Annotated in this window: 17 protein-coding genes; 7 read left to right on the top strand and 10 right to left on the bottom strand. The window is 65.3% G+C overall.

The window, feature by feature from the left end; all coding sequences use genetic code 11:
* Positions 1-11 precede the first annotated feature (11 nt).
* The gene (locus ACQPZ2_RS25855; protein ID WP_433520810.1) at positions 12-1820 is read right to left on the bottom strand and encodes a hydroxysqualene dehydroxylase; all 1809 of its coding nucleotides are present in this window, start codon (positions 1818-1820) and stop codon (positions 12-14) included.
* Positions 1821-1895: 75 nt separating this feature from the next.
* On the opposite strand from ACQPZ2_RS25855, the gene ACQPZ2_RS25850 reads away from it, so the two are divergent.
* The 5 genes from ACQPZ2_RS25850 to ACQPZ2_RS25830 all read left to right on the top strand — a co-directional run bounded on the left by ACQPZ2_RS25850 (position 1896) and on the right by ACQPZ2_RS25830 (position 7460).
* Complete coding sequence (locus ACQPZ2_RS25850; protein WP_433520809.1) at positions 1896-2555, top strand: TetR/AcrR family transcriptional regulator; 660 nt, start codon at positions 1896-1898, stop codon at positions 2553-2555.
* A gap of 115 nt (positions 2556-2670) precedes the next feature.
* Positions 2671-4023, top strand: a complete 1353-nt coding sequence (locus ACQPZ2_RS25845; RefSeq protein WP_433520808.1) for a polysaccharide pyruvyl transferase family protein — start codon at positions 2671-2673, stop codon at positions 4021-4023.
* Between the two features lie 2 nt (positions 4024-4025).
* On the top strand, positions 4026-4865 hold the full coding sequence (locus ACQPZ2_RS25840) for a glycosyltransferase family 2 protein (protein WP_433520807.1): 840 nt from the start codon (positions 4026-4028) through the stop codon (positions 4863-4865).
* 154 nt (positions 4866-5019) lie between these two features.
* Entirely contained in the window at positions 5020-6255 is a 1236-nt protein-coding gene (trpB, locus tag ACQPZ2_RS25835) for a tryptophan synthase subunit beta (protein WP_433520806.1), read from the top strand.
* A gap of 32 nt (positions 6256-6287) precedes the next feature.
* Positions 6288-7460 carry a hypothetical protein gene (locus tag ACQPZ2_RS25830; RefSeq protein WP_433520805.1) on the top strand — a complete coding sequence of 391 codons (1173 nt, stop codon included), beginning with the start codon at positions 6288-6290 and terminating at the stop codon, positions 7458-7460.
* On the opposite strand, the gene ACQPZ2_RS25825 is transcribed toward ACQPZ2_RS25830, so the two are convergent.
* The 5 genes from ACQPZ2_RS25825 to ACQPZ2_RS25805 all read right to left on the bottom strand — a co-directional run bounded on the left by ACQPZ2_RS25825 (position 7419) and on the right by ACQPZ2_RS25805 (position 15651).
* Positions 7419-11672, bottom strand: a complete 4254-nt coding sequence (locus tag ACQPZ2_RS25825; protein ID WP_433520804.1) for a type I polyketide synthase — start codon at positions 11670-11672, stop codon at positions 7419-7421. The genes ACQPZ2_RS25830 and ACQPZ2_RS25825 overlap by 42 nt on opposite strands.
* On the bottom strand, positions 11669-11938 hold the full coding sequence (locus tag ACQPZ2_RS25820) for an acyl carrier protein (RefSeq protein WP_433520803.1): 270 nt from the start codon (positions 11936-11938) through the stop codon (positions 11669-11671). Before ACQPZ2_RS25820 ends, ACQPZ2_RS25825 begins: the two co-directional genes overlap by 4 nt.
* A 14-nt stretch (positions 11939-11952) precedes the next feature.
* Entirely contained in the window at positions 11953-13620 is a 1668-nt protein-coding gene (locus tag ACQPZ2_RS25815; protein ID WP_433520802.1) for a fatty acyl-AMP ligase, read from the bottom strand.
* Between the two features lie 184 nt (positions 13621-13804).
* On the bottom strand, positions 13805-14440 hold the full coding sequence (locus tag ACQPZ2_RS25810) for an MspA family porin (RefSeq protein ID WP_433520801.1): 636 nt from the start codon (positions 14438-14440) through the stop codon (positions 13805-13807).
* 101 nt (positions 14441-14541) lie between these two features.
* Positions 14542-15651, bottom strand: a complete 1110-nt coding sequence (locus ACQPZ2_RS25805; protein ID WP_433520800.1) for a class I SAM-dependent methyltransferase — start codon at positions 15649-15651, stop codon at positions 14542-14544.
* A 14-nt stretch (positions 15652-15665) separates the two neighbouring features.
* On the opposite strand from ACQPZ2_RS25805, the gene rfbC reads away from it, so the two are divergent.
* Positions 15666-16223, top strand: a complete 558-nt coding sequence (rfbC, locus tag ACQPZ2_RS25800; protein WP_433520799.1) for a dTDP-4-dehydrorhamnose 3,5-epimerase — start codon at positions 15666-15668, stop codon at positions 16221-16223.
* A 61-nt stretch (positions 16224-16284) separates the two neighbouring features.
* Here rfbC and ACQPZ2_RS25795 read toward each other — a convergent pair whose 3' ends face one another.
* Genes ACQPZ2_RS25795 through ACQPZ2_RS25780 form a run of 4 tightly spaced genes read right to left on the bottom strand, consistent with a single transcriptional unit; the run spans position 16285 to position 20049 of the window.
* The gene (locus ACQPZ2_RS25795) at positions 16285-17322 is read right to left on the bottom strand and encodes an NAD-dependent epimerase/dehydratase family protein (protein WP_433527525.1); all 1038 of its coding nucleotides are present in this window, start codon (positions 17320-17322) and stop codon (positions 16285-16287) included.
* A gap of 35 nt (positions 17323-17357) precedes the next feature.
* Entirely contained in the window at positions 17358-18008 is a 651-nt protein-coding gene (locus ACQPZ2_RS25790) for a PIG-L deacetylase family protein (RefSeq protein WP_433520798.1), read from the bottom strand.
* On the bottom strand, positions 18005-18784 hold the full coding sequence (locus tag ACQPZ2_RS25785) for a glucose-1-phosphate cytidylyltransferase (protein WP_433520797.1): 780 nt from the start codon (positions 18782-18784) through the stop codon (positions 18005-18007). Before ACQPZ2_RS25785 ends, ACQPZ2_RS25790 begins: the two co-directional genes overlap by 4 nt.
* A complete protein-coding gene (locus ACQPZ2_RS25780) occupies positions 18781-20049 on the bottom strand; it encodes a methyltransferase domain-containing protein (protein WP_433520796.1) in 1269 nt (422 codons plus the stop codon). Before ACQPZ2_RS25780 ends, ACQPZ2_RS25785 begins: the two co-directional genes overlap by 4 nt.
* A gap of 490 nt (positions 20050-20539) precedes the next feature.
* Between ACQPZ2_RS25780 and ACQPZ2_RS25775 the strand changes: the two genes are divergently transcribed.
* Positions 20540-22054, top strand: a complete 1515-nt coding sequence (locus tag ACQPZ2_RS25775) for a sugar transferase (protein WP_433520795.1) — start codon at positions 20540-20542, stop codon at positions 22052-22054.
* Positions 22055-22056: the final 2 nt, after the last annotated feature.

Genomic DNA, 22056 nt, shown 5'->3' with positions numbered 1-22056 from the left:
TCCGCTGTAGGTCAGCCCAGATCGAACAGATTGGGCTGACCGGCCTTATAACGAGCGGCATCCATTTGACGGAATGGTTCGAAAGCGGGAATCGAATCGCGAGTGAATAGTTGGGCGCGGGGGGCGGGGGAGCCGGATGCGTCCAGGAGTGCGTTCACGGCGGTGCGGCCCGCCTCGTTCGCGCCCTCCATGGTCGCCAGATCGAAGTTGGTCCGCACATAGTCGGCGGCCAGGAACAGGTTCGGGATCTGTGTGTGCGCGGTCGGTCGATCGGCCCACGAACCGATCGTATTCACAAGCAGCGGTTCGTCATTCGTATTCTGTCCGCCCGCCCAGTCGATGCCCGGATCGAGCATCCACTCGCGGACGATGCCGTCCTTCAGTTGGATTCGGCCGTCGTCGTTGAGCGCGGCGGTCATTTGCGCCCAGGTCTCCTGGTAGATCTCGTCGCGGGTGCATTCTTTCGCGGTCTTGCCGAACAGGATGCCCGGGGTATCCCAGTCGGCGATATCGATGGTGAGGCCGTCGACGATCGATCCGTCACCGTATTTCGCGGCGTAGTCGACGTTCCAGAAAGCGCGCTGGGTATAGGAGGTCAGCCGCCAGGGGGCGTCGAGGTAGATGTTGTATCCCTTACCGAGGTCCAGCTTTTCGGTGACGAACATCTGCATGCCGTTCATCCAGTCGACGGTCAGCGCGTCCATTCGGCCGAGCGCCGGATCCAATTGGCGGATTTCCGGTGACCACAGCCGACGGGCCCGATCTGTCGGCACCGCGCAGACATACCAATCCGCGTCGACCACCTCGGTGCCGCCATTCGGGCGCCGAACGCGCGCACCGCCGATGCGGCCGTCGGTCACCACGAATTCCTCGAGCGCGTGGCCGGGCCGGAATTGCACTCCCATGCCCTCCAACAGCGAAATCCACGGATCGAGCCAGGCCTCGTTGGTGGGTCCGTTGAGCACCTCGTAGACCTTCGGGCCGCCGGTCAGTTCCTGCAGCAGTGCGATGAAGAAGCCCTCCATCATGTTGCCCATGGTCCTGGTGCTGGCCACATATTCCTTGGCGGCCACCAGCGCTCGGGTCAGACCGGTGGCGGCGAGTGCCTGGAACTGTGCGGATCTGCCTGCCGCGCCGACATAATCCCACCAGCTGACATGTTCCCACTGGCCGAAGCGACGCTCCTCGCTCGAGGTCAGATAGGTGACGACCCGCCCTGCCATATACATGGCCTCCGGTAGCGGAACGAGATTGTTTTTCATGAACACCTCGACCAGGATGCGTTGCAGCCCTTCGGGTGTGAGCGCCTGTGCGGGATCGAAATAGAACCCGAACATGAGCGGGAAGCCGTCGGGCAGATTGCCCGCGCGCGGATAGCGCGGATCGCTCACCGAGAACGGAATCAGATTGTCGTACACCGACTTTCGGGTGTCTGGCAGCGGAATGCGGCGCATCGTGTCGTGCACGTGGTGGTAGAACGAGGTGAAACCCCGCGCGCCGTGTTCGCCGGGTAGCGGCGCGCGGCCGCCGACCCCGGTGCCCGGCAGCGGAATCGTGCGGGATTTGCCGCCGAGTTCCTTGCGATCGAAAACCGTTACCGCAAAACCGCGTTCGGCCAGTTCATGCGCCGCGGTCAGACCACCGATGCCCGCGCCGAGCACCGCGACGGTATTGCGTGCCGGGCCGTTTCGGCGTCGCGGCGTCGGCTGGGCCGTTGCGATTCCGGTCGACGTCGCCAATCCCGCGGTACCCGCCACCGCCGCCGCGCGGCGCAGCAGCGAGCGTCTGCTCATCTGGTTGTCCCGATGCTGAATTGTCACTGCAGACCCCTAAATCTGACTATATCGATCGTCATATTTATCAGATCGCGGTTCTGCGTGGGAGACAATGCGAAGATGACGATGCAGCGACGCCCGGTGCGGACCTATGGCGGTATCGGCGCGGAGGACCGAGTCGCGGCGCGGCGCGGCAAACTTCTGGAAGCCGGGCTGGAGCTGTTCGGCACGCGCGGATATTCGGCGACCGGCGTCAAGGACCTGTGTCGTGCGGCCGGATTGACCGACCGTTACTTCTACGAATCCTTCACCGGCACAAAAGAACTGTTCGCCGCGGTCTTCGACCATGTCATCGACGAGTTGTTCGCGGCCGTGGCCACGGCGGTCGAGGCGACCAAGCCGCGCGGGACGCGCAAGCTGCGGGCCGGGATCGGCACGTATCTCACCGCATTGGCCGAGGATCCGCGCAAACTGCGCATCGTTTTCGTCGAACCCACCGCGGCCGGTGCCGAATGTCGGATGCGCGAAGCGCTGTGGCGCTTCGCTCGATTGGTCGCGGCAACGGCCACCGAGGCGCGGCCGGATGTGCGGCCGCCCGCGGAGATCATCGATATCTTCGCGCTGTCGGTGGTCGGGATGCTGGAGCGGGTGATCGTGGAGAAGCAGGGCGGTCGGTTGGACGTGCCGATGGACCATCTCATCGACTATTGCGCGGCCTTCGCCGGTGCCTCCTTGCGTGCGGTCTATAGCGGCCAGATCGCCGAGCGGACAACGGATTAGCCAGCTGGCCCACATCGATCGAGTGGGGTAGATTTCACATCGAGTTCGTGCCGGGCGCGGACCGACCCGCGGGGGACCAGCGGGAGGGACTAGGACAGTGGGGACCAAGGGGTCTGTGGCTGAGCACATCGATATCGCCGAACGTGAGATCCGGGTGCTCGTCGAGAACGGCGAGTACTGGCTGCGCAATCGCGGCGATATCGCGATGATGGTGGTCACCGTCGAGCGGATCCGCGCGCATTGGCCGCGGGCGCGCATCGGTGTGTTGACCCACCAACCCGGCGTACTACAGGGGCTGATGCCGGAGGCCGAGCCGATCTGCGGGCCCGATTGGCGCTGGGGATCCGACGGCTGGCAAGGAGTGCTATCGCGCACCGCGGGCACGAAAGTGGTTGGCCCGGCGGCATTGTGGTGGCGGGCGACCACGGATGGACCGAAGGATCGGCTGCGCGCCATCCGCACCCGGGGTCGCGGCGAGTCCGATGATGCCGCGACGAATCCGGTAGCACCGGAACTCGAATTCCCGGTGGAGATTCCGGCGGCGGTCGAACAGGCCTCGCTGGTACTCGCGATCGGCGGCGGCTATATGACCGATGTCGACCGCTATCAGGCGCACCGCACCCTCAACCTGCTCGAATACGCCTCCGCACGCGGCATCCCGTCGGCGCTGATCGGTCAGGGCATGGGACCGATGCGTGACTCATATCTGGTCCGCCGAGCCGAGGAGGTGCTGCCGAAGGTCGATTTCGTCGCGCTGCGCGAAGGGCGGCGCGGCCCGGAGTTGCTCGGCAAATTCGGCGTCGAGTCGGGTCGGGTGCTGGTCACCGGTGACGATGCGGTCGAATTCGCCTATCGCAGTCGCGATGCCAGGATCGGCACCGAGATCGGCGTCTGTCTGCGTGTCGCGGATTATGCGCAGGTCAGCCTCGAAGCCCAGGGGATCGTCGGGCAGGTGGTGCGCACTCGCGCCGCGGAGTTGGATGCCGGGCTGGTGCCGCTGATCATCTCCGAATACGCCTCCGAGGACCGGCTTTCGACGTTGCCGCTGCTGGCTGGGGCGGACAAGGCGCTGCCACCGGTCGGTCGCGGTGGCACCCCGGCGGATGTGGCCCGGCAGGTCGGGCGGTGTCGCGTATTGGTGACCAGTGCCTATCATCTGGCGGTCTTCGCGTTGTCCCAGGGGATTCCGGCGGTCGGTATCACCGCCTCGGAGTATTACGACGACAAATTCCATGGGCTGGCGCAGATGTTCGGGACCGGACTGCGCGTGGTGCATCTGAACGATCCCGAACTGGAACAGGAATTGACCATGGCGCTGGATGAGCTGTGGGACGATGCACCTGCGCTCCGGGATCCTCTGCAACAGCGGGCCGTCGAACAGATCGATGCGGGCCGGAGTGGTTTGGCGCGAGTATTCGGATTGGTGGAAAACGGACCGGTTCGGCCGGTCCCACGATCAGGGGGATAGCTGTGGTGACGACGCTGTCGGTCTGCGTTCCGGCCTACAACTCCGGCCGGACGCTAGCCACAACCCTGCGATCGATCCTCGATCAGGATGCGGAATTCGAACTGGTCGTCCTGGACAATGCGAGTACCGATGATACGTCGGAGGTCGCGAAATCGTTCGACGATCCACGAATCCGGTTGCTGCGCAACGACACCGTGCTGACCATCGGCGACAACTGGGACAAGGTGATCCGAGCCTGCGCCGGGAAACTCGTCAAGGTCGTCTGCGCCGACGATGTACTGCGTCCCGGTGCGATCACCACCCAACTCGAGGTGATGACCGATCCGTCGATCGCCATCTCCTCCAGCCGTTTCGAGGTGATCGATGAGGCGGGGGAGGTGCTGGAGACCGAACTCGGATTGGCCGGGCTGCTCGGCAGACAGACCCCGCGTGCCTTGGCGCGCACCATCGTGCGCCGCGGCCCCGCCGACTTCGGACCGACAGCGGCGGCCATGTTCTACCGCGAGCACTACGACCGCGTCGGCGGTTTGCGCGGTGACCTGGTCTTTCCCATGGACGTCGACCTGTTCGCGCGGGTCTCGTCCTTCGGCGCCTTCTTCGGCATGACCGAAATCCTGGCTGCCTGGCGCAATTCGTCGTTCAACCTGTGCAGTCAGACCTCCACCGTCAGCAAACTGACCGATATGTATCGCTTCCATCACCGCATCGCTAACGATTACCCGAATCTGGTCCACCGTGGCGATGTGCTCGCCGGGGATGCCCGCTTGGCCAAGGCCGCATTGCACCGCCTGCGCGTGCGTACCGTAGCCACCGTCCGCAACCGCCCGGATTTGCTGGTCTGACACATGAACTGGCAGTTTCACCGGACTGCCGATGTGGTGAATCCCGATTCGGCAAACTAAAGAGACTGTTAACTAATCCGTTGCGGGCGCGCGCCCTGCGGCGAGTCGAAGTAGACAGGTTGCTGGGGACTCGCGGCAGGAAGCGTTGGTGTGGATGGTTATTGATCATGTGTCGCGGGGCGCGTTGCTATCCAGCACACTTCCGGACGAGCGCGGGCGGTTCGGTGAGTTCGGCGGCAGGTACGTTCCCGAAGGTCTGATGGCCGCGCTGTTGGAATTGGAACAGACGTATGCGCTGGCGCGGGCCGACGCCGGATTCCGCGACGAACTCCGCGAATTGCTGCGCACCCGGGTCGGCCGTCCCACACTGTTGCATCAGGTGCCGCGTTTCGCGGAGTTGCTCGCGGTGCCGGGCGTGCGGGTCTATCTGAAACGCGAAGATATGACCCATACCGGGGCGCACAAAATCAATAACGCACTGGGTCAGGGATTGCTGGCCAAGCGGATGGGCAAGACCCGGATCATCGCCGAGACCGGCGCCGGTCAGCACGGAGTCGCGGTGGCGACCGTCTGCGCGATGCTCGGCATGACGTGTGTCATCTATATGGGCGCACACGATATGCATCGCCAGGCCTCCAATGTCATGCGGATGACGTTGCTCGGCGCGGAGGTACGTCCGGTGGAGACCGGTAGCCGCAGACTCAAGGAGGCCATCAGCGAATCGGTGCGCGATTGGGTGTCGAACCTCGACACCACGCACTACCTGTTCGGCACCTCGGCCGGGCCCGCACCGTATCCGATGATCGTGCGCGATCTGCAAACCGTCATCGGCCGCGAGACCCGGCTGCAGATCTTGAAATCCGAAGGCCGACTACCGGATTACCTCGTGGCGTGTGTCGGTGGCGGCAGCAATGCCATCGGCCTGTTCCACCCCTTCGTCGATGAACCGGACGTTCGGTTGATCGGTGTCGAGGCCGCGGGCCTCGGTGTCGAAACCGGGGTTCACGCCGCCACCCTCAGCGCGGGCAGTCCCGGCGAAATGGACGGCGCCTACAGCTATCTGCTGCAGGACGACGACGGACAGGTCACGCCGACTCACAGCATCGCCGCGGGCCTCGACTATCCGGGCGTCGGCCCGGAACTCAGCTACCTCAAGGACATCGGTCGCGTCACCTACCGTACCGCCACCGACGCCGTGGCTCTGCGCGGTCTACACGCGCTGACGCGCACCGAAGGCATCATTCCCGCCCTCGAATCCGCCCACGCCGTCGGGTATGTCCTCGAACTGGCCGAACGCGGTGACCTACCCGCCGACTCGATCGTGGTACTGGGCCTCTCCGGGCGCGGCGATAAGGATCTCGCCATCGCGGCGGAGCGACTGCCGGGATAACCTATTCGCCCGACGGATGCCAGGATGGCCGAATGACAAACGGGGCGAATCGAATTGCCGAGCACACCGTCGAGCTGATGATGGACTACGGTCAGTTCTGCATAGACGGCGGTCTCGGCGATCCGGATACCGAACCCGACCTGCTCGATCGGGCATTGGCGCAGCGGCCGTGCGCGGGCGACGGTACCGCACTGCTCGTGCTGAGCCCGCATCAGAACAATTTCGAGATGTCGATCGCGGTGCAGGTGTGGGATGGCAGGCCGCCGAACGATCGCGACGACTGGCAGCAGGTGTGCGAAGGTCGACTGCGGGTGGATTCCGGTGGTGCACTGAGCATTTCGTCGATCGATATGTGGGCAGACCCGTGTCCGATACCGTCCGGCGACTATCTGATCGAAGTCAGCGGTCGCGGATTCGTGAACTACGGATGGCCGGGGACCACGACGCCGGGTGATATCTGGCGGATTCGGTTGTGGCCCGACGATGGTGGCGATCTGCTGCCGCACCGACAGTGGGATATGCCGGGATACGGCATCCCGGAAAACGTGCCGATACCCGAGCGGATCGCGGCGGAGGAATCCACGGAGCCGCAGTGGATTGTCGTCATGGACTCCACCGGTGCCCGACGCGTCGAGGTCGCTGACCTCGAGGCGGAGGCCGCGGCGGCCCAGCGCGTGGCATGGGGCGGCGATCCGATACCGGAATTGCGCGAATACTTTTCGGCGGAGGAGCTGGCTCGCTTCGACCGTCCGCTCGCCGAGTCGATCGCCGCCATGGATGAGCCGAGCTTGCGACGGCTGGCTCGACGGTGCGCGGTCAAGGCGTGCGAGTTGGCCGGTATCGCCGAAAAACCCTGGGTGGCAGAGGCGTTGACCGCATTGGGCGATGGGAAACCGCTACCCGCACCGTTCGATGACATGCCGTCCGCCTTCGAGCGTCTGGACGAGGAGGAGTTCGGACCCGTCGAGAACAATTCGCGGCAACTCGTCGCAACGATCGTCGAGTCGACGCGTTCGCAGGCGAATCCCTTCGATAACGGTCCCGTGCATCGCCCCTACTTCGCATTGAGCGCCATCGAGCACGCGACGAAACCGGACGCTTTGGCCGCAGCGATAGCCGCACTGCATACCGCCGCACTCACCTTCGGTGCCGACGCCCCGGTGCTATTCGCCGAGATCGGCAGCGAGTTCCGCCGAGCGGGCTGACCGAAGCAGGGCCAACTCCTCCGCGAGGATCTTCACTGTGTCGCGAATCTGGTCCTCGGTATGGCATGCGGTGACGAAGAAGCGCAGGCGGGCAAGGTTTTCCGGGACTGCCGGATACAGAATCGGGTTGACGTTGATGCCGCGGCGCAGCAGCGCGTTCGACAGTGTCAGCGTCTGCATCGAGTCGCCGATGATGCACGGGATGATCGGTGTGTCCGCGCTGTCACCGGTGTCGATACCGGCATCGCGAGCCAGGTGCAGGAACAGTTGTGCCTTGTGCCGCAGGCGATCCAGCGGTGTGCGGTCGGCGCGCAGCTGACGGATCGCCGCCGCCGATGCGGCCGCGTTCATCGGGGTCATGCCGACGCTGTAGACGAATCCGGGTGTGGTGTATTTGAGGAAGCGGATCAGCTCGGCGCTGCCCGCCACGTAACCACCGCAGCCGGCCAGCGCCTTGGACATGGTGCCCGACCACAATTCGACATCGCCGCGATCGACGCCGAAGTATTCGCCGATCCCGCCGCCGTGTTCGCCGAGCACACCGATGCTGTGCGCCTCGTCGATCATCAACAGCGCCTGGTGCTTCCGCTTGACCTCGATGATCGCGGGCAGATCGGGAATATCGCCGTCCTGGCTGTATACGCCCTCGATCAGGATCAGCACACGGCGATACTGGTGCCGGATTTCGGTGAGCAGCTGGTCGAGTGCCGCATGGTCGTTGTGCGGGAACGGCCGCCGCGTCGCACCGGAGAGTTTGCAGCCCTGCAGGATGCTGTCGTGCGCGAGGCTGTCGTGGATCACCAGATCCTCCGGCCCGACAATGTGCCCGATGATCGTGACGTTCGTCGAATGGCCGCCGACGAGTGCGATCGCATCCTCGGTGCCGAGCAGTCCGGCGAGTTCGGCCTCCAGTTCGCGGTGCACCGGCTTCTCGCCGGAGAGCACGCGGCTGGCCGAACACGAACTGCCGTAGCGCGCGACCGAATCCTGAACTGCCGTCACAACCGCCGGATGACCGGACAGGCCCAGGTAGTTGTAGCTGGAGAAGTTGAGCACCGGCGCGCCGTCGATCACCGATGTGTCCCGGGTGACGCCGTCGTTGATCAGGAAGTACGGATTCGACAGCCCGAGCGCCTCACCGCCGGAGAGCCGATCGGCGATCGCCCGCACCTCGGCGAAGTCGGAGATCCGATACTCCGGCGCGACGGTCACGCGCTCGGGTTCCGGCGCGGCGGGCGCGGGCGCACCGGTGACCTGATCCGCGACATAACCGATGACATCACCCAGGGTCGTCGTCGCCGTGAACCAGCTCGGATCGATGGTCAGTCCGGGAAGTTTGCGGACGAGTCCGCCGAACAGGTCGGTGAGCATGATCGAATCGAGTCCGAGGCCGTCGGTAATCGTCCGGTCGTCCCGCAACAGGTCGGCGGGGAAGCCGCTGACCCGGGCCACCTCCGCGCGCACGATGCCGGCGATCGCCTCCGGGCTGACCGACGACCGCTCGGTGTCCGGCTGCGGTGTCCGGATGTCGGTGGATCCCGTCGCGACACTGGCCAATACGGCGGCCTGCTCGCGGAAGAGTGCGATCAATTGATCCATAGTGGTTGTTGCCTCAGGTGTTGTGGAAGTCGTTGTGTGGGTGGGGGGTTCGACCCAGAATCGGTGTTCGGTCGAGAACTCGTAGGTCGGCAGGCGGCGACGGACTCGTTGCGCCGATGCGTAGAGTCGATCCCAATCGGGGGCGAACCCGTCGCGGTACAGCGCGGCAAGGGTCTGCGCGAATTCGGCGCCGGTCGCACCCGGTCCGGGGCTGGGCGCGAGGCAGCGCGCCGCCAGCTCGGGCCGAATCCGGCCGACCAGCGCCGCCAGCACCTTTCGCGGGCCGACCTCGATGATATGGCTGGGCTCGGTGCCTAGTGCCGCCGCCACGGTGTCGGCGAATCTGACGGTGGCACAGACGTGTTCGGTCCAGTAAGCGGCGTCCATGAGCTCGGAAGCATCGAGCAGGCGGCCGCGCACGGTCGAATAGACGGGGATATTCGGTGCACGATAGACGCAGTCCCGGGCGATGGCCTCGAACTCCGCCAGCATCGGCTCCATCAGCGGGCTGTGGAACGCATGGGAAACATTGAGCGCCTTCGTGATCACCGCACGTGCGTCGAGTGCCGCGCGGATCCGCTCGATTGCCACGGCCGGACCCGAGAGCACGAGATCTGCCGCACCATTGACGGCGGCGACCGCAACCAAGGGTTCCTCGGCGAGGAGATCGGCCACTCCGTCCTCGGCCGCGCGTACCGCGAGCATCGCGCCGTCCGTGGGCAACTGCTGCATCAGCCGTCCGCGCGCGACCACGAGCCGACACGCGTCGTCGAGGTCGAAAACTCCCGCGACGGCCGCGGCCGCGAATTCGCCGATGCTGTGCCCGATGAGCCACGCGGGCCGCACGCCCGCGTCGGCGAGTGTCCGAGCGAGTGCGTATTCCATCGCGAAGATGGCGGGTTGTGCGAGGTCGGTGCGGTCGATATCGGTGTTCTCATCGAGCAGCAGGTCGCGCACCGAGCGACCAAGGTGGTCGATCATGCAATCGTCGACCGCCCACAGGGCGTGCTGGAACGACGGGTTCGCCGCGTCCAATGCCCGTGCCATACCGGCGAATTGCGAGCCCTGACCGGTGAACATCCAACCGGTGCCGACGGCTTGTGCCACACCGATTTCGGGTTCGCCCCGCAGGCGTGCGATGGCGTCGCCACGATCGGTCGTGACAATCGCCATTCGAGTGCGCCCGGAAGATTTGATCTGGTTACTGGTCCAGCACAGTTGCGCGAACCAATCCTCCGGTACCGTCGCCAGTGCGTCGGCGAGTCGAAGTGCGTTGCGCCGCAGTCCTTCCTGATCATTCGACGACAGCGTGAGCACGCCACCACCGGCCGCCGTCGGAGCGTGCTTCGCGGGTGCGCTCGCCAGCACGATGTGCGCATTCGTGCCGCCGATCCCGAAGCTGCTGACCCCGGCGAGCGCCGGTCGGTGCAGCGGCATCGGTTCCGCGACCAGGCGCAGACCATGGTGACTCATCCGCAGCCGAGGGTTTTCCTGTTCGGCGAATCTCGTCGGCGCGACCACACCGTGGTGCAGACCGAGCGCGACCTTGATCAGTCCGGCGACGCCCGCAGCGCCCTCGGTATGGCCGAGATTGCCCTTGATGGAACCGATGCCGCAAGGTTCGGCCCGGTTCGCCCCGTGCAGTGCGCCGAGCGCCTTGACCTCGATCATGTCGCCGAGAATCGTTCCGGTGCCGTGTGCTTCGATGAAGTCCACGTCCTCGGGCTGGACCTCGGCTCGCTGATACGCCTCGGTGATCACCTGCTGTTGTGCCCATCGGTTCGGCGCGGTGATGCCGTTGCTGCGGCCGTCGGAGTTGACCGCACTGCCTTTGATCACCGCGTAGACCGGCAGCCCCTCGGCCACCGCATCGGCCAGACGCCGCAGCACGAGCACGGCGACGCCCTCACCGCGCACGATCCCATCGGCGTTGCCGCTGAAAGGCTTACAGCGGGCATCGGGTGCGGACAGGCCCGCCTGGGTGTAGAACACGCCGACGGCCGGGGTGAGAACAAGGTTCACGCCACCGGCGACCGCCTGATCGCATTCGCCGGAAGCCAGTGCACCACAGGCGAGATGGATCGCGACCAGCGATGACGAACAGGCGGTATCGACCGCGATACTCGGACCGCGGAGATCGAGTTGATAGGACAGCCGGTTCGCGGTCATGAAATACCCGTTGCCCGAACCGTGCTGCGGCGTGATCGCGGAGTAATCGCTCATTTGCAGGTTCGCCCACTCGTTGGCCATCACGCCGACGAAAACCCCTGTGCGCGAACCGGACTGGGACCGCGGATCGAGTGTGGCGTCCTCGAAGGCGCGCCAGGTGGTCTGCAGCAGGAGGCGCTGTTGCGGATCCATCGCCTCGGCCTCGCGCGGCGCGATACCGAAGAATTCGTGGTCGAATGCGTCCGCGTCTTCGATGAATCCGCCGCTGCGGGTGTTGATGGTGCCGGGTGCACCGGCGGGGTCGTGGAAGTCGTCGGCATGCCAGCGGTTCGCGGGCACCTCTGAGATGGCCTCGCGTCCGTCGAGCAGCATCTGCCACAGCGCATGGGGATCCGGTGCCTGCGGAAATCGGCAATCCAGGCCGACGATGGCGATATCCGTCATGCGACTTCGGCGAGTTCGATGGTCAGGAATTCGGCGATATCGGTGATGGTGGGGTAGTCGAAAACCATGGTCGGGTCGAGATCGAGCTCCCAGCGGTCCTCGATCTCGCCGCACAGACTCACCGCGGAAACGGAGTCGAGGCCGAGTTCGGCGAGCGGGACCGCCGGATCCACCTGGTGCGGGGCGCGGTTGGTGTAGTCGGCGATGCGCGTCACGAGCCAGCCCTCGATCGTGGTCGAGCGGGCAAAGGTGTTGGTGGTGAACAAGTTCGACTCCTTATTCAGACGGTCAGTGCTCGGTTGAGTGCCGGTTCGAGATCCTCGTGCAGTACGCCCTCGATGCGGTGCTGGAGGAAGGCATCGCGCATCGAGCCGCGCTGTACCTTGCCGCTGGTGGTGCGATGTACCGCTCGGCGCTCTACCAGAACGACATTCGGCGCGGGCACATCGAAACTGCGGGCCACGGCGACCTTGATCGAGGAGGTCAGCTCGGCCAGCGTCGAGCCACCGAGCCGTGCGGGCTGCACGCCCTGCACCACGACCATTCGCTCCCGTCCGCCCGCGTCCACGGCGACGGCTACACCGGTACTGTCGGCGAGCGCGGGATGCAGCTCTCGCACCACTTCTTCGACATCCTGGGGATAGACATTGCGGCCGTTGATGATCAGCAGGTCCTTGCGGCGACCCGTGACGAACAACTCGTTATCGCGCAGCAAACCGAGGTCACCGGTGCGCAGGAATGGTCCCTCGGTGCCGATATGGGCGTCGAAGGTGTCCACGGTTTCGGCGGGACGGTTCCAATAGCCTGCGGCGACACTGTCACCACGGATCCAGATTTCACCGACCGTGTTGTCCGGCAACTGCTCTCGCGTGTCCGGGTCGACGATGCGGATATCGAGACCGCGGGCGGGCGAACCGCAGCCGACGAGCCGTGCGCCGTTTTCGGAGTCCAAGTAGACCGGTGCCCTGTCGACCACTCCGGCGCTGGCCAGCAACGTCACTTCGGCAAGGCCGTACGCGGGCAGCAATGCCGTGGGCCGCAGACCGGCTGGCGCGAACCGCTCGACCATCGCCGTCATGGTCCGTTCACGGATCGGCTCCGCCCCGCACAAGGCTATCTTCAGGGTGCTGAGATCGAGGTTTGCCAATTGCTCGTCGGTCACCCGCCGGACGATCAGTTCGTATGCGAAATTCGGTGCGGCAGTGGCCTTTGCGCGATATTTGTCGATGGTCTGCAGCCATCGGACCGGACGCTTGAGGAACGTCGTCGGCGCCATGAATACGAGATTCCCGCCGCCGTAGAGCACCGCGAGCAGCATGCCGATCAGCCCCATATCGTGGAACTGGGGGATCCAGCAGACGGCGGTCGTCGAATCATCCAGTCCGATCGCGATAATGGCGGCCTCGTTGTGCATGAGGTTGCCGTGCGTCACGATGACACCTTTCGGTGTGCCCGTCGAACCCGATGTGTATTGCAGGAAGGCGATCGTTCCGGAATCGATCTCGGGCATCCGCCAGGCGTCCGGGTCGCCGAGTGGATCGTCGGTGGCGACGACGGTCGCGGCGGTGGCCGCCGCGACCAGCGGTCGCACATCGGCGCTGGTGAGCACCAGCTGGGCACCGGAGTCCGCGATTATGCCGCGAACCCGCTGCGCGCTGCTCTCGTAGTGCGGCAGCGGTGCGGGCACGGCCACGACACCGGCGTACAAACAACCGAGAAACGCCCGCAGAAAGGCCATGCCGTCCTGATAGAGCAGCAGGACCGGATGCGCGGCTTCCGGCCGGGTCGTCAACCAAGCGGCCACGGCCCTGGCATCGCGATCGAGTTCGCGGTAGGTGGCGATCTCCTCGACGAGCTCGCGTCCGACCTCACGCAGATAGGTATACGATCTCGTATCCCCGTATTCGCATACCTGCTGACGGACGTGGTGAACGTAGCTCGGCTGCATTGAGGGGATTCCTCCGGGAGATCGGGAACGGGACCACGGATAACTTTCCGGTGTCCGCGCCCCGTGGGACAGAGACCTCAGGGATCGCCCAGCAAACCCGAGGGTGGGCAATTCTCACCCCAGGGTGCCCGCTCAGCAGTGTGGACTCAGATGACCGGACGCCACACTGCTGAGCACTGCGGACTCAGATGGTCCAGAGCCTGCCGTAGGTGTACACCGCATCACCGTTGGCGCTGATCACCCGCACGAACGGGCGAATGGTCGTCTGACCGAGCACGCCGGTGACGGTGCCGTGGAAGCCGGACATCCGGATGAAGCCCTCCGCGCCGGAGACGTCGCCGCCCGTGCATTCGAAGGTTTGGATGCCGGGCCCGAAACCCACCTCGAGCTCGACGCCTGCGCGTGGGATGAGTCCGTTGAGCTTGAGCACCGAGCCGTCGGCGCCACCGAGATCGAGACCGAGGTCCGGCGTGTACCACTGGAACCGGATCCGGCCGTTTACCGTGGCCGGATATCCGACCTGATATCCGACCGTGATGTGGCCCGACCAGTCCTGGGCGTTCGGTCCGGAGATGCGGTAGGAGGCCTCCCCGTTGTGGAACCACTCGCGGGTCAGCGGATTGCCGTCCAGCGGTGGAACGAAATCGATCCGGGTATCGGATTGAATCGCCTCGACCGTCCGATCCTGCCGATCGACGATCTGACTGGTGCTATCGATCGCCGCGGATGCGGCGCAGGTGGTAAAGGCCAGACCCGAAGCCGTAACCGAGGCCAGTATGAACGCGCGCAGGCTCCGGCTACGGAGTGTGTTCTCCCTCATCAGTATTTCCCCTCAGGTTCCCCGATAACAGATGTCTCTACAGCAAAACGCGCAACGCCGACGCCGATCCCGCTACGACGCAGCGAACTCACGGCATATGTTCACCGCCCTTCCGAGGGGCCGGCCGGGTCGTCGACGACCCAGCGGCCGTCGAGTTCGGGAAACCTGGCACGGACCTCCGCGAGCAGATCGCGCAATGTCAGCAGCACGAAATCCGGTCGGGCGGAGACGAGTTCGGCAGGGGAGATGATCGGGATGTCGGTGCCCGGCATCCGGCGGCCCTGTTTGGCTGGTGCGGCATCGGCGACCGCGGCGATCAGTCCGCGGTGCACTCCGGCAATGCTGAAGAGCGCGACCGCGCGCGACGCCGCCCCATAGGCGTACACCCGTCTGCGGCGCGCCGTCATCGCCTCGAGCCAGCGGCGCAGGAGTCGGGCATGCTCGTCGGTTGTGCGCTGAAGGCCCTGTAGCGCAACGAGATCGGTGTATTCGGCTTCGGCGGCGCGAATCGCGCGCACGGAACCGTCCGGTTCGACCGTGCCGTGCACCGCGCCGATCAGGACGGTGCCGCCGTACAGATCGAATTCCCACGCCGTCGCCACACTCATCCCGGCGGCCTCGAGCAATCGGTGCAGTGCGCCGAGCGAGTAGTACGCGAAATGCCCGTGCCGCAATGCATTCCACTGACCACCGGCGACTATGGTGGCCAGCGAGTGGTACTGGAGCAGCAGCAGACCCGTCGGTGCGGTCGCCGCGGCCCGCTGCGCGAAGGCGGCCCGCTGATCCGGCTCGTGCATGATGCCGAAGCAGTCGAGCACAACATCGGCGACCTCGTCGGCGGATTCGAACCCGCGCCCCGCGAGCAATGGCAGCCAGGTACCGCCGTGCGGACTGCCGAATTCGCGTACGGTCCGCCCGCGCAACAGACCGGCGCGTGCCACCCGTGCCACTGCGTCGGCGGCCTGATCGCGCAGCGCTTGCGGCTCGATACCGCGCGGCTCCGCGGTGCGGGTGTCGTCATCGGCCAATTGCGCCAGCCCGCAGGCACCGCAGACATCCATGCGCAGCGGATGCGCGATCTCGGTGGTTTCGATCGCACTGCCCGCGAGCGGAAAGTGGTCGGCGGCAGGAACTTTGCCGAGATCGAGCACCGGGGTGAGTTCGGAACTCGAGCAGCCGCGGCAACCGCGACCCGGGACCGCGCCGTTCATGACACGATGGCCTGGTGCGCATCGAACACACCGATCTCGCCGATGTCCTGGTGCTGGTGCCCGAACCCTTCCAGGACGACCGCGGCCTGTTCACCCGCACCTTCGACGCCACCGAGTTCGACGCCCACCTCGGCGCACCCGGTACGGCGGCCGCATTCGTGCAGGATTCGCAATCCCGTTCGGCACGCGGAGTCATCCGGGGCATGCACGGACGATCCAGGCGCGGTGAGGCGAAGCTGGTGCGCTGCGCGCACGGCGCGGTGTACGACGTGCTGGTCGATATCCGGCCGGATTCGCCGAGTTTCGGGCGGCAGCAGGCATTTCGACTCGACGACACCGAATTCCGGCAACTCTACGTGCCGCCGGGCTTCCTGCACGGCTTCCAGGCGCTCACCGCGTCCGCCGATGTCTGCTACCGGATCGACCGGCCACACGATCCGACCGAGGACATCGGCGTCGCCTACGACGATCCGGAACTGGCCATCGCCTGGCCGCTGCCGGTCACCGTGGTCTCGGCCCGTGACCGAGCCGCCGGTAGTTGGTGCCAGTTGCTCACGACTCTGCCTCGCTGACGCTCGGCTCCGTCGTGCGCAGCATGCGCGCTGTGCCCATGGTTCGCTCGCTGACGCTCGCTCACGAAACTTGCCGAGCCGCGGTGATCCGGCGCATCGATGCGTCCAGCACCCCGGTATCCCGCAATCTCTCCAGATGTGGCAACCGGGTGAACCGGCGGAAGAAATCGTCACTGGTCAGTCCCCTGGCGGTGTATTCGCGATACAGCTGCTCGGCCCCGGCGGCCACCGTCCAGGTGGCGCGGTAGCCGAGAACCGAACGGGCGGCGGAGAAGTCGACGCGGTAGGACCTCGGGTCCGCGCCACTCGCTCCGGTGATGGACAGCCGGGCGCCCGGCACCGCGTTCACCACGGCCTCGGCGATTTCGGCCACCGTGAGGTTGTTCGCCTCGGTGCCGATATTGAATGCCCGGCAGTCGATCGCCGCGCGCGGCGCGGTCAGGCAGGTAGCGAAGGCCTTGGCGATATCGTCGGCATGCACCAGCGGCCGCCACGGTGTCCCGTCCGAGAGCACCTTGACCTCGCCGGTGAGCACCGCGTACCCGACCAGATTGTTGAGCACGATATCCGCGCGCAGGCGCGGCGAGAAGCCGAATGCGGTTGCATTGCGCAGGAATACCGGCGTGAAGCCGGCATCCGCCAGTGCGGCGACATCGTCCTCGACTCGCACCTTGCTCTCGGCATAGGGCGTGATCGGACGCAGCGGTGCGTCCTCGGTGACCAGATCCTCGCCCGCCGCGCCGTACACCGAACAGGTTGATGCGTATAGAAACCGCCGCACCCCAGCCTCTTTCGCGAGCCGGGCCAGCCGCACCGACGCGTGATGATTGATCGCGTAGGTGATTTCGGGATCGAGTGCGCCGAGCGGATCGTTGGACAACGCCGCGAGATGGATCACCGCATCGAATCCGGTGAGCTGATCGATGGTCACATCGCGCAGGTCGACCGCGAGACCGGGCGGATCGCCGGGCAGGCGGCCGAGGACGCAATCGGCGAAGAATCCGGCATCGAGCCCGACCACCTCGTGGCCCGCGGCGCGCAGCACCGGCGCCATGATCGTGCCGAGATAACCCTGATGTCCGGTCAGCAGTACACGCATGCCCGTGTCTTCGGCAGTCAATTGAGCTCCAGTAGTCATGACAGACCCAAATCGACGACGACCTTGTCGACAACGAATGCTTCGGCATGCCGATTCCGGCATTGCACCCCGCGCAGCCGGGACAGACCGGTGAACGACTGATCATCGAACCAGTCCCGCCCCGCTTGAGAAGGGTAGTGCTTCTGCAGCAGCCGCGCCTTTTCGTCGGCGAATTCCGTTGATATCGGCACGAATACGGTCGGGGTCGGCGTATCGGTCTCCCACTTCAGAATTTCGTAGCCGAGCACCAGATGGTCCCGGAATTCAGTGGGTACCAGTTCGGCGAGGAGCCGATGGTCCTGATGCGCGTCGCCGCGCTGCGGTGCGAAGACCAGATCAGGTTCGGCGCTCGCGCGGAAGGTGGCCAGCGCCTGCTTGATCCGGTCCCAGTGCGCGGGTGCTCGGCCGTCGGGCAGGTCGAGCACCGTCACGCGCAGATCCGCGTTCGGGCAGAACGCGGCCAGCGCGGCCCGCTCCTCGTCCTCGCGCACCGTGCCCGCACCGGTGAGCACCAGTGCGCGCACCCGCAGCCCGGAGTGCTTGTGCGCCAACGTGAGCAGCGTCGCGCCCATCCCGATAGCGATGTCATCGCAGTGCGCGCCGAGCACCGCGATCTCGGTCAGTGACCCGGTGGTCAGCGCGATCATGCGAACTGTTTCTCCCAGACCATCCACGGGCGGATGCCGGATCGGTATGCCGCGTCGAGTTCGGCGCGTTCCTTGAAGGTGTCGGCGGGCTTCCAGAAGCCCAGATGCTGATAGCCGTAGAGCCGGCCCTGTCCGGCCAGCCTGCCGCAGGCGTCGGCCACCAGATCACCGCCGGGCGGCAGCAGATCCAGTACCTCGTGGCCGAGTACGAAGTATCCGCCGTTCTCCCACAGCGGCATCGACGAAACCGGCCTGATCTCCTTGACCTCGCCGTTGGGCTTGATATCGACGCAGTGGAACGACTGCTGCGGCGGCACCACCATCATCGAGGCCGCCGCGCCGGAGGCGTCGAAGCGCTCGATCATCTCGTCGAGCGGTGCGTCGGTGAGCACGTCGGCGTAGTTGGCCAGGAAGGTCTGCTCACCCTCGAGATATGGGCGCACCCGGCGCAGCCGCTCGCCGATGGCCGAGTCGAGACCGGTGTCGACGAAGGTGATCGACCAGTCGCTGATATCGGTGCGCAGCAACTCCACCGAACCGTCGCGGATGACGAAGTCGTTGGAGACCGACTCCTGGTAGGTGAGGAAGAAGTTCTTGATGTGCTCGGCCCCGTAGCCGAGGCACAGAATGAAATCCTTGTGGCCGAAGTGCGCGTAATAGCGCATCACATGCCACAGCAGCGGCCGTGGACCGACCAGTTGCATCGGCTTGGGCAGCATGTCGGAGCCGTCGCGCATCCGCATCCCGTACCCGCCGCAGAACAGCACAACCTTCATCGCGCGTGCCTTCCCCTCGATTCAGCATTCTTCGTTTCCCCGAGCACGGCGCTGTGCAAAGTCGGTAGTGGATAGACCAGTTCGCCGCCCCACTCGGCGATATGGCTCAGTTGTGCGGTGATCTCGGCCTCGAGATTCCACGGCAGTACCAGCACCACATCGGGTCGATCGAGATCGATGCGTGCGGTCGGGTATATCGGGATCCGGGTGCCCGGGGTGAATCGCCAGTGCTTATAGGGATTTCGGTCGACCGTGTAGCTCAGCAGGTCGGGTCGGATCCCGCAATAGTTGAGCAGAGTGTTGCCCTTGCCGGGCGCGCCGTAGCCGACCACCCGCCTGCCCTGTGCACGCGCGTCGAGCAGGAACCGCAGCAGCTCCTGACGGACCTGCCGCGCGCTGGTCTCCAGGTGCCGGTAGCCCTCGGGCCGGTGCAGGCCCGCGGTCTGCTCACGGTGCAGCACCTCGCGCACCCGGCTGCTCGGTGCGTCCGCAACCGCCTCCGGCCGCGCCCACAGCCGGATCGAACCACCGTGGGTGGCGAGCAGTTCGACATCCACCACGGCCAATCCGGCAGTGGCCAGGGCGCGCTGGGCCGAGAGCACCGTGTAGTACTGGAAATGTTCGTGATAGATGGTGTCGAACTGGCCGAGCTCCATCAGATTCAGCGCGTGATGCACCTCGATCGAGAGCCAGCCGTCATCGGCGAGCAGTTCGCGCAGTGCGCGGGTGAATCCGCGCAGGTCGGGCACGTGAGCGTAGACGTTGTTGGCGACGACCAGGTCCGCGGGCCCGTGCTTGGCGCGGATCCGCTTGGCGAATTCCTCGTCGAGGAAGGCGGTTTCGGTCGGCACGCCGAGTTTGCGCGCGGCCGCACCGACATTCACCGAGGGTTCGATGCCCAGGCACGGGATGCCCGCGGCGACCACATGCCGCAGCAGGTACCCGTCGTTGCTGGCGGCCTCGACCACGAATGAATCGGTCGCGAGGTCAAGCTTTTCGACAGCTTCGGAAACGAAGACTTCGGCATGCCGTACCCAACTATCGGAATACGAGGCGAAATACGCGTATTCGGTAAAGGTTTCCTCCGGCGTGATCAATGCGGGGATCTGCAACAGTAGGCAGTCCTCGCAGATACGCAGATGTAGGGGATAGGTCGGCTCGGGAAGGTCGAGTTCGTCCACCGCGAGAAATTTCTCGCACGGCGGTGTGGCGCCGAGGTCGAGCACACTCGACAAACGCTCGGAATCACAAAGTCGACAACGCATCCTGGCCCCCTGCCTCCTGCCGCGTGGATCGGCCCCGGCGAATTACCGGCATGCCCATGACGTCGGCGCGATCAAGTGAGACGTTACAGCGAATCGCTTGCATATGGCTCGTGAAATCGATTGTGCGGTAGCGGGTTTCGGACGATATTCGAAGTGCTCCGACCAGTGGCATCTGGTGGGCAAACAGCTCTCTTGGTGGCGGAGCCCCCATCGTCACTTCCATCTGGTGTGGGCGCGGGTGCGCCACCTGCCGACTTTTCCGGGCGACGCATTTGTGTCAAGGTTCGAAAAAACCGACCGTCCGAATGTTGGCTACTCCGTGGAATACTTTGCGGCGCTTTCTGTTCAGCGTGTGGAGTGGATTGTGTTCTGTAACAATCACCTTCGGACCGCCGACTGAAGGAACACCCCGGGCGGCGGATTGCGTCCAGGGGACCGGTCGACGGGGATCGGGGGCAACGAAAAACTCCCAGGGGGAGGTGTTTGTTCAATGAGCTACGAGCTCACCGACGATGACGACCTGGATCTCGCAGGCCCGTCACCGACCCTGCCGCGCTCCGAGCACGAACGTTGGCAGGCAGAGTATGTACGGCGTCTGGCCACAACGGATTTCGCGGTAATCGCCGCGGCCGTCGGCCTTGCACAACTGATCCGATTCGGCGGCCCCGCCGCGCCGCCGCTGGCGTGGCCGATGCCCTACGAGGTCGGCTACACCGTTGTCTCGGTGTTGCTCGCGCTCACCTGGCTCGCTTTCCTCGCGGCATGCAATTCCCGTTCGCCACAGGTGGTAGGGTCCGGGTCCGAAGAGTACCGGCGCTTGGTTTCGGCCACATTGCGACTGTTCGGGGTCTTGGCGATCATGTCGCTGATCTTCCAGATCGAGTTCGCACGAGGCTATCTCGCGATCGCGCTGCCGCTGGGTCTGGTCGGACTGATGGTCAGCCGGTTGCTCTGGCGGTTGCGCACCAGACAGCGACGCAGGCGCCAGGGCGAATATCGCACCTCGGTACTAGTGGTCGGCTGGCCCGAGGCGGCGCAGGCGATGGCGACCGCCTTCTCCCGCGATCCGGATTCCGGATATCAGGTTGTCGGCGTATGCATTCCGGATGGCGGCACCGACGTGACCGACTACGCGATCCGGGCATCCGGAAAGTCGTTCTCGGTGGTCGGTGACGATCGCACTGTGCTCGACGCGGTGCGCCGCAGCGGGGCGGATACGGTCGCGGTGACCACCACCGATCACCTCGGACCCGTCGAATTGCGCCGGATGGCATGGGATCTCGATCCGCTCGGCGTCGAGTTGATCGTCGCACCCGGGGTCGTCGATATCGCGGGCACCCGGCTGACCAACCGGCAGGTCGCGGGTATGCCGATGCTGCACATCGCCAAACCGCAGTACGACCGCGCGAAGTCGACCGGTAAGGCGGTCTTCGATGTGTGCTTCGCCGGTGCGGTGCTGTTCGCGATCCTGCCCGCGATGCTCGGCATCGCGATGCTGGTCAAGCTGACGAGTCCCGGCCCGGTCTTCTATCGCTCGGAACGAATCGGGCGTGGTGGCAAGCCTTTCCAGATGATCAAGTTCCGCAGCATGTACGCCGACGCGGATCGCAATGCCGCGGCGCTCATCGAGGCCAACGGCGGCAATCCGGTGTTCTTCAAGATGAAGGACGATCCGCGAATCACCCCGATCGGCAAGATCATTCGCAAATTCAGCCTCGACGAGCTACCCCAGTTCCTCAATGTGCTGCGCGGCGAGATGAGCGTGGTCGGCCCGCGTCCGCAGGTGCAGCGTGAGGTCGACACCTACGACGGCAATATGCGGCGCAGGCTGCTGGTGAAGCCGGGCGTCACCGGTCTGTGGCAGGTGAGCGGACGCTCGGATCTGTCGCTCGAGGATGCGGTGCGCCTTGACCTGTCCTATGTCGAGAACTGGTCGATGATCCTGGATCTGCTGTTGATCGCCAAGACGATCGGAGCGGTCGCGCGCGGGGAGGGGGCGTACTGAGT

This window comes from Nocardia pseudovaccinii (genome assembly GCF_050942345.1).
Classification (GTDB): domain Bacteria; phylum Actinomycetota; class Actinomycetes; order Mycobacteriales; family Mycobacteriaceae; genus Nocardia; species Nocardia pseudovaccinii.
The sequence above is the reverse complement of the archived record's forward strand: the minus strand, read 5'-3'. Positions and strand labels throughout refer to the sequence as shown.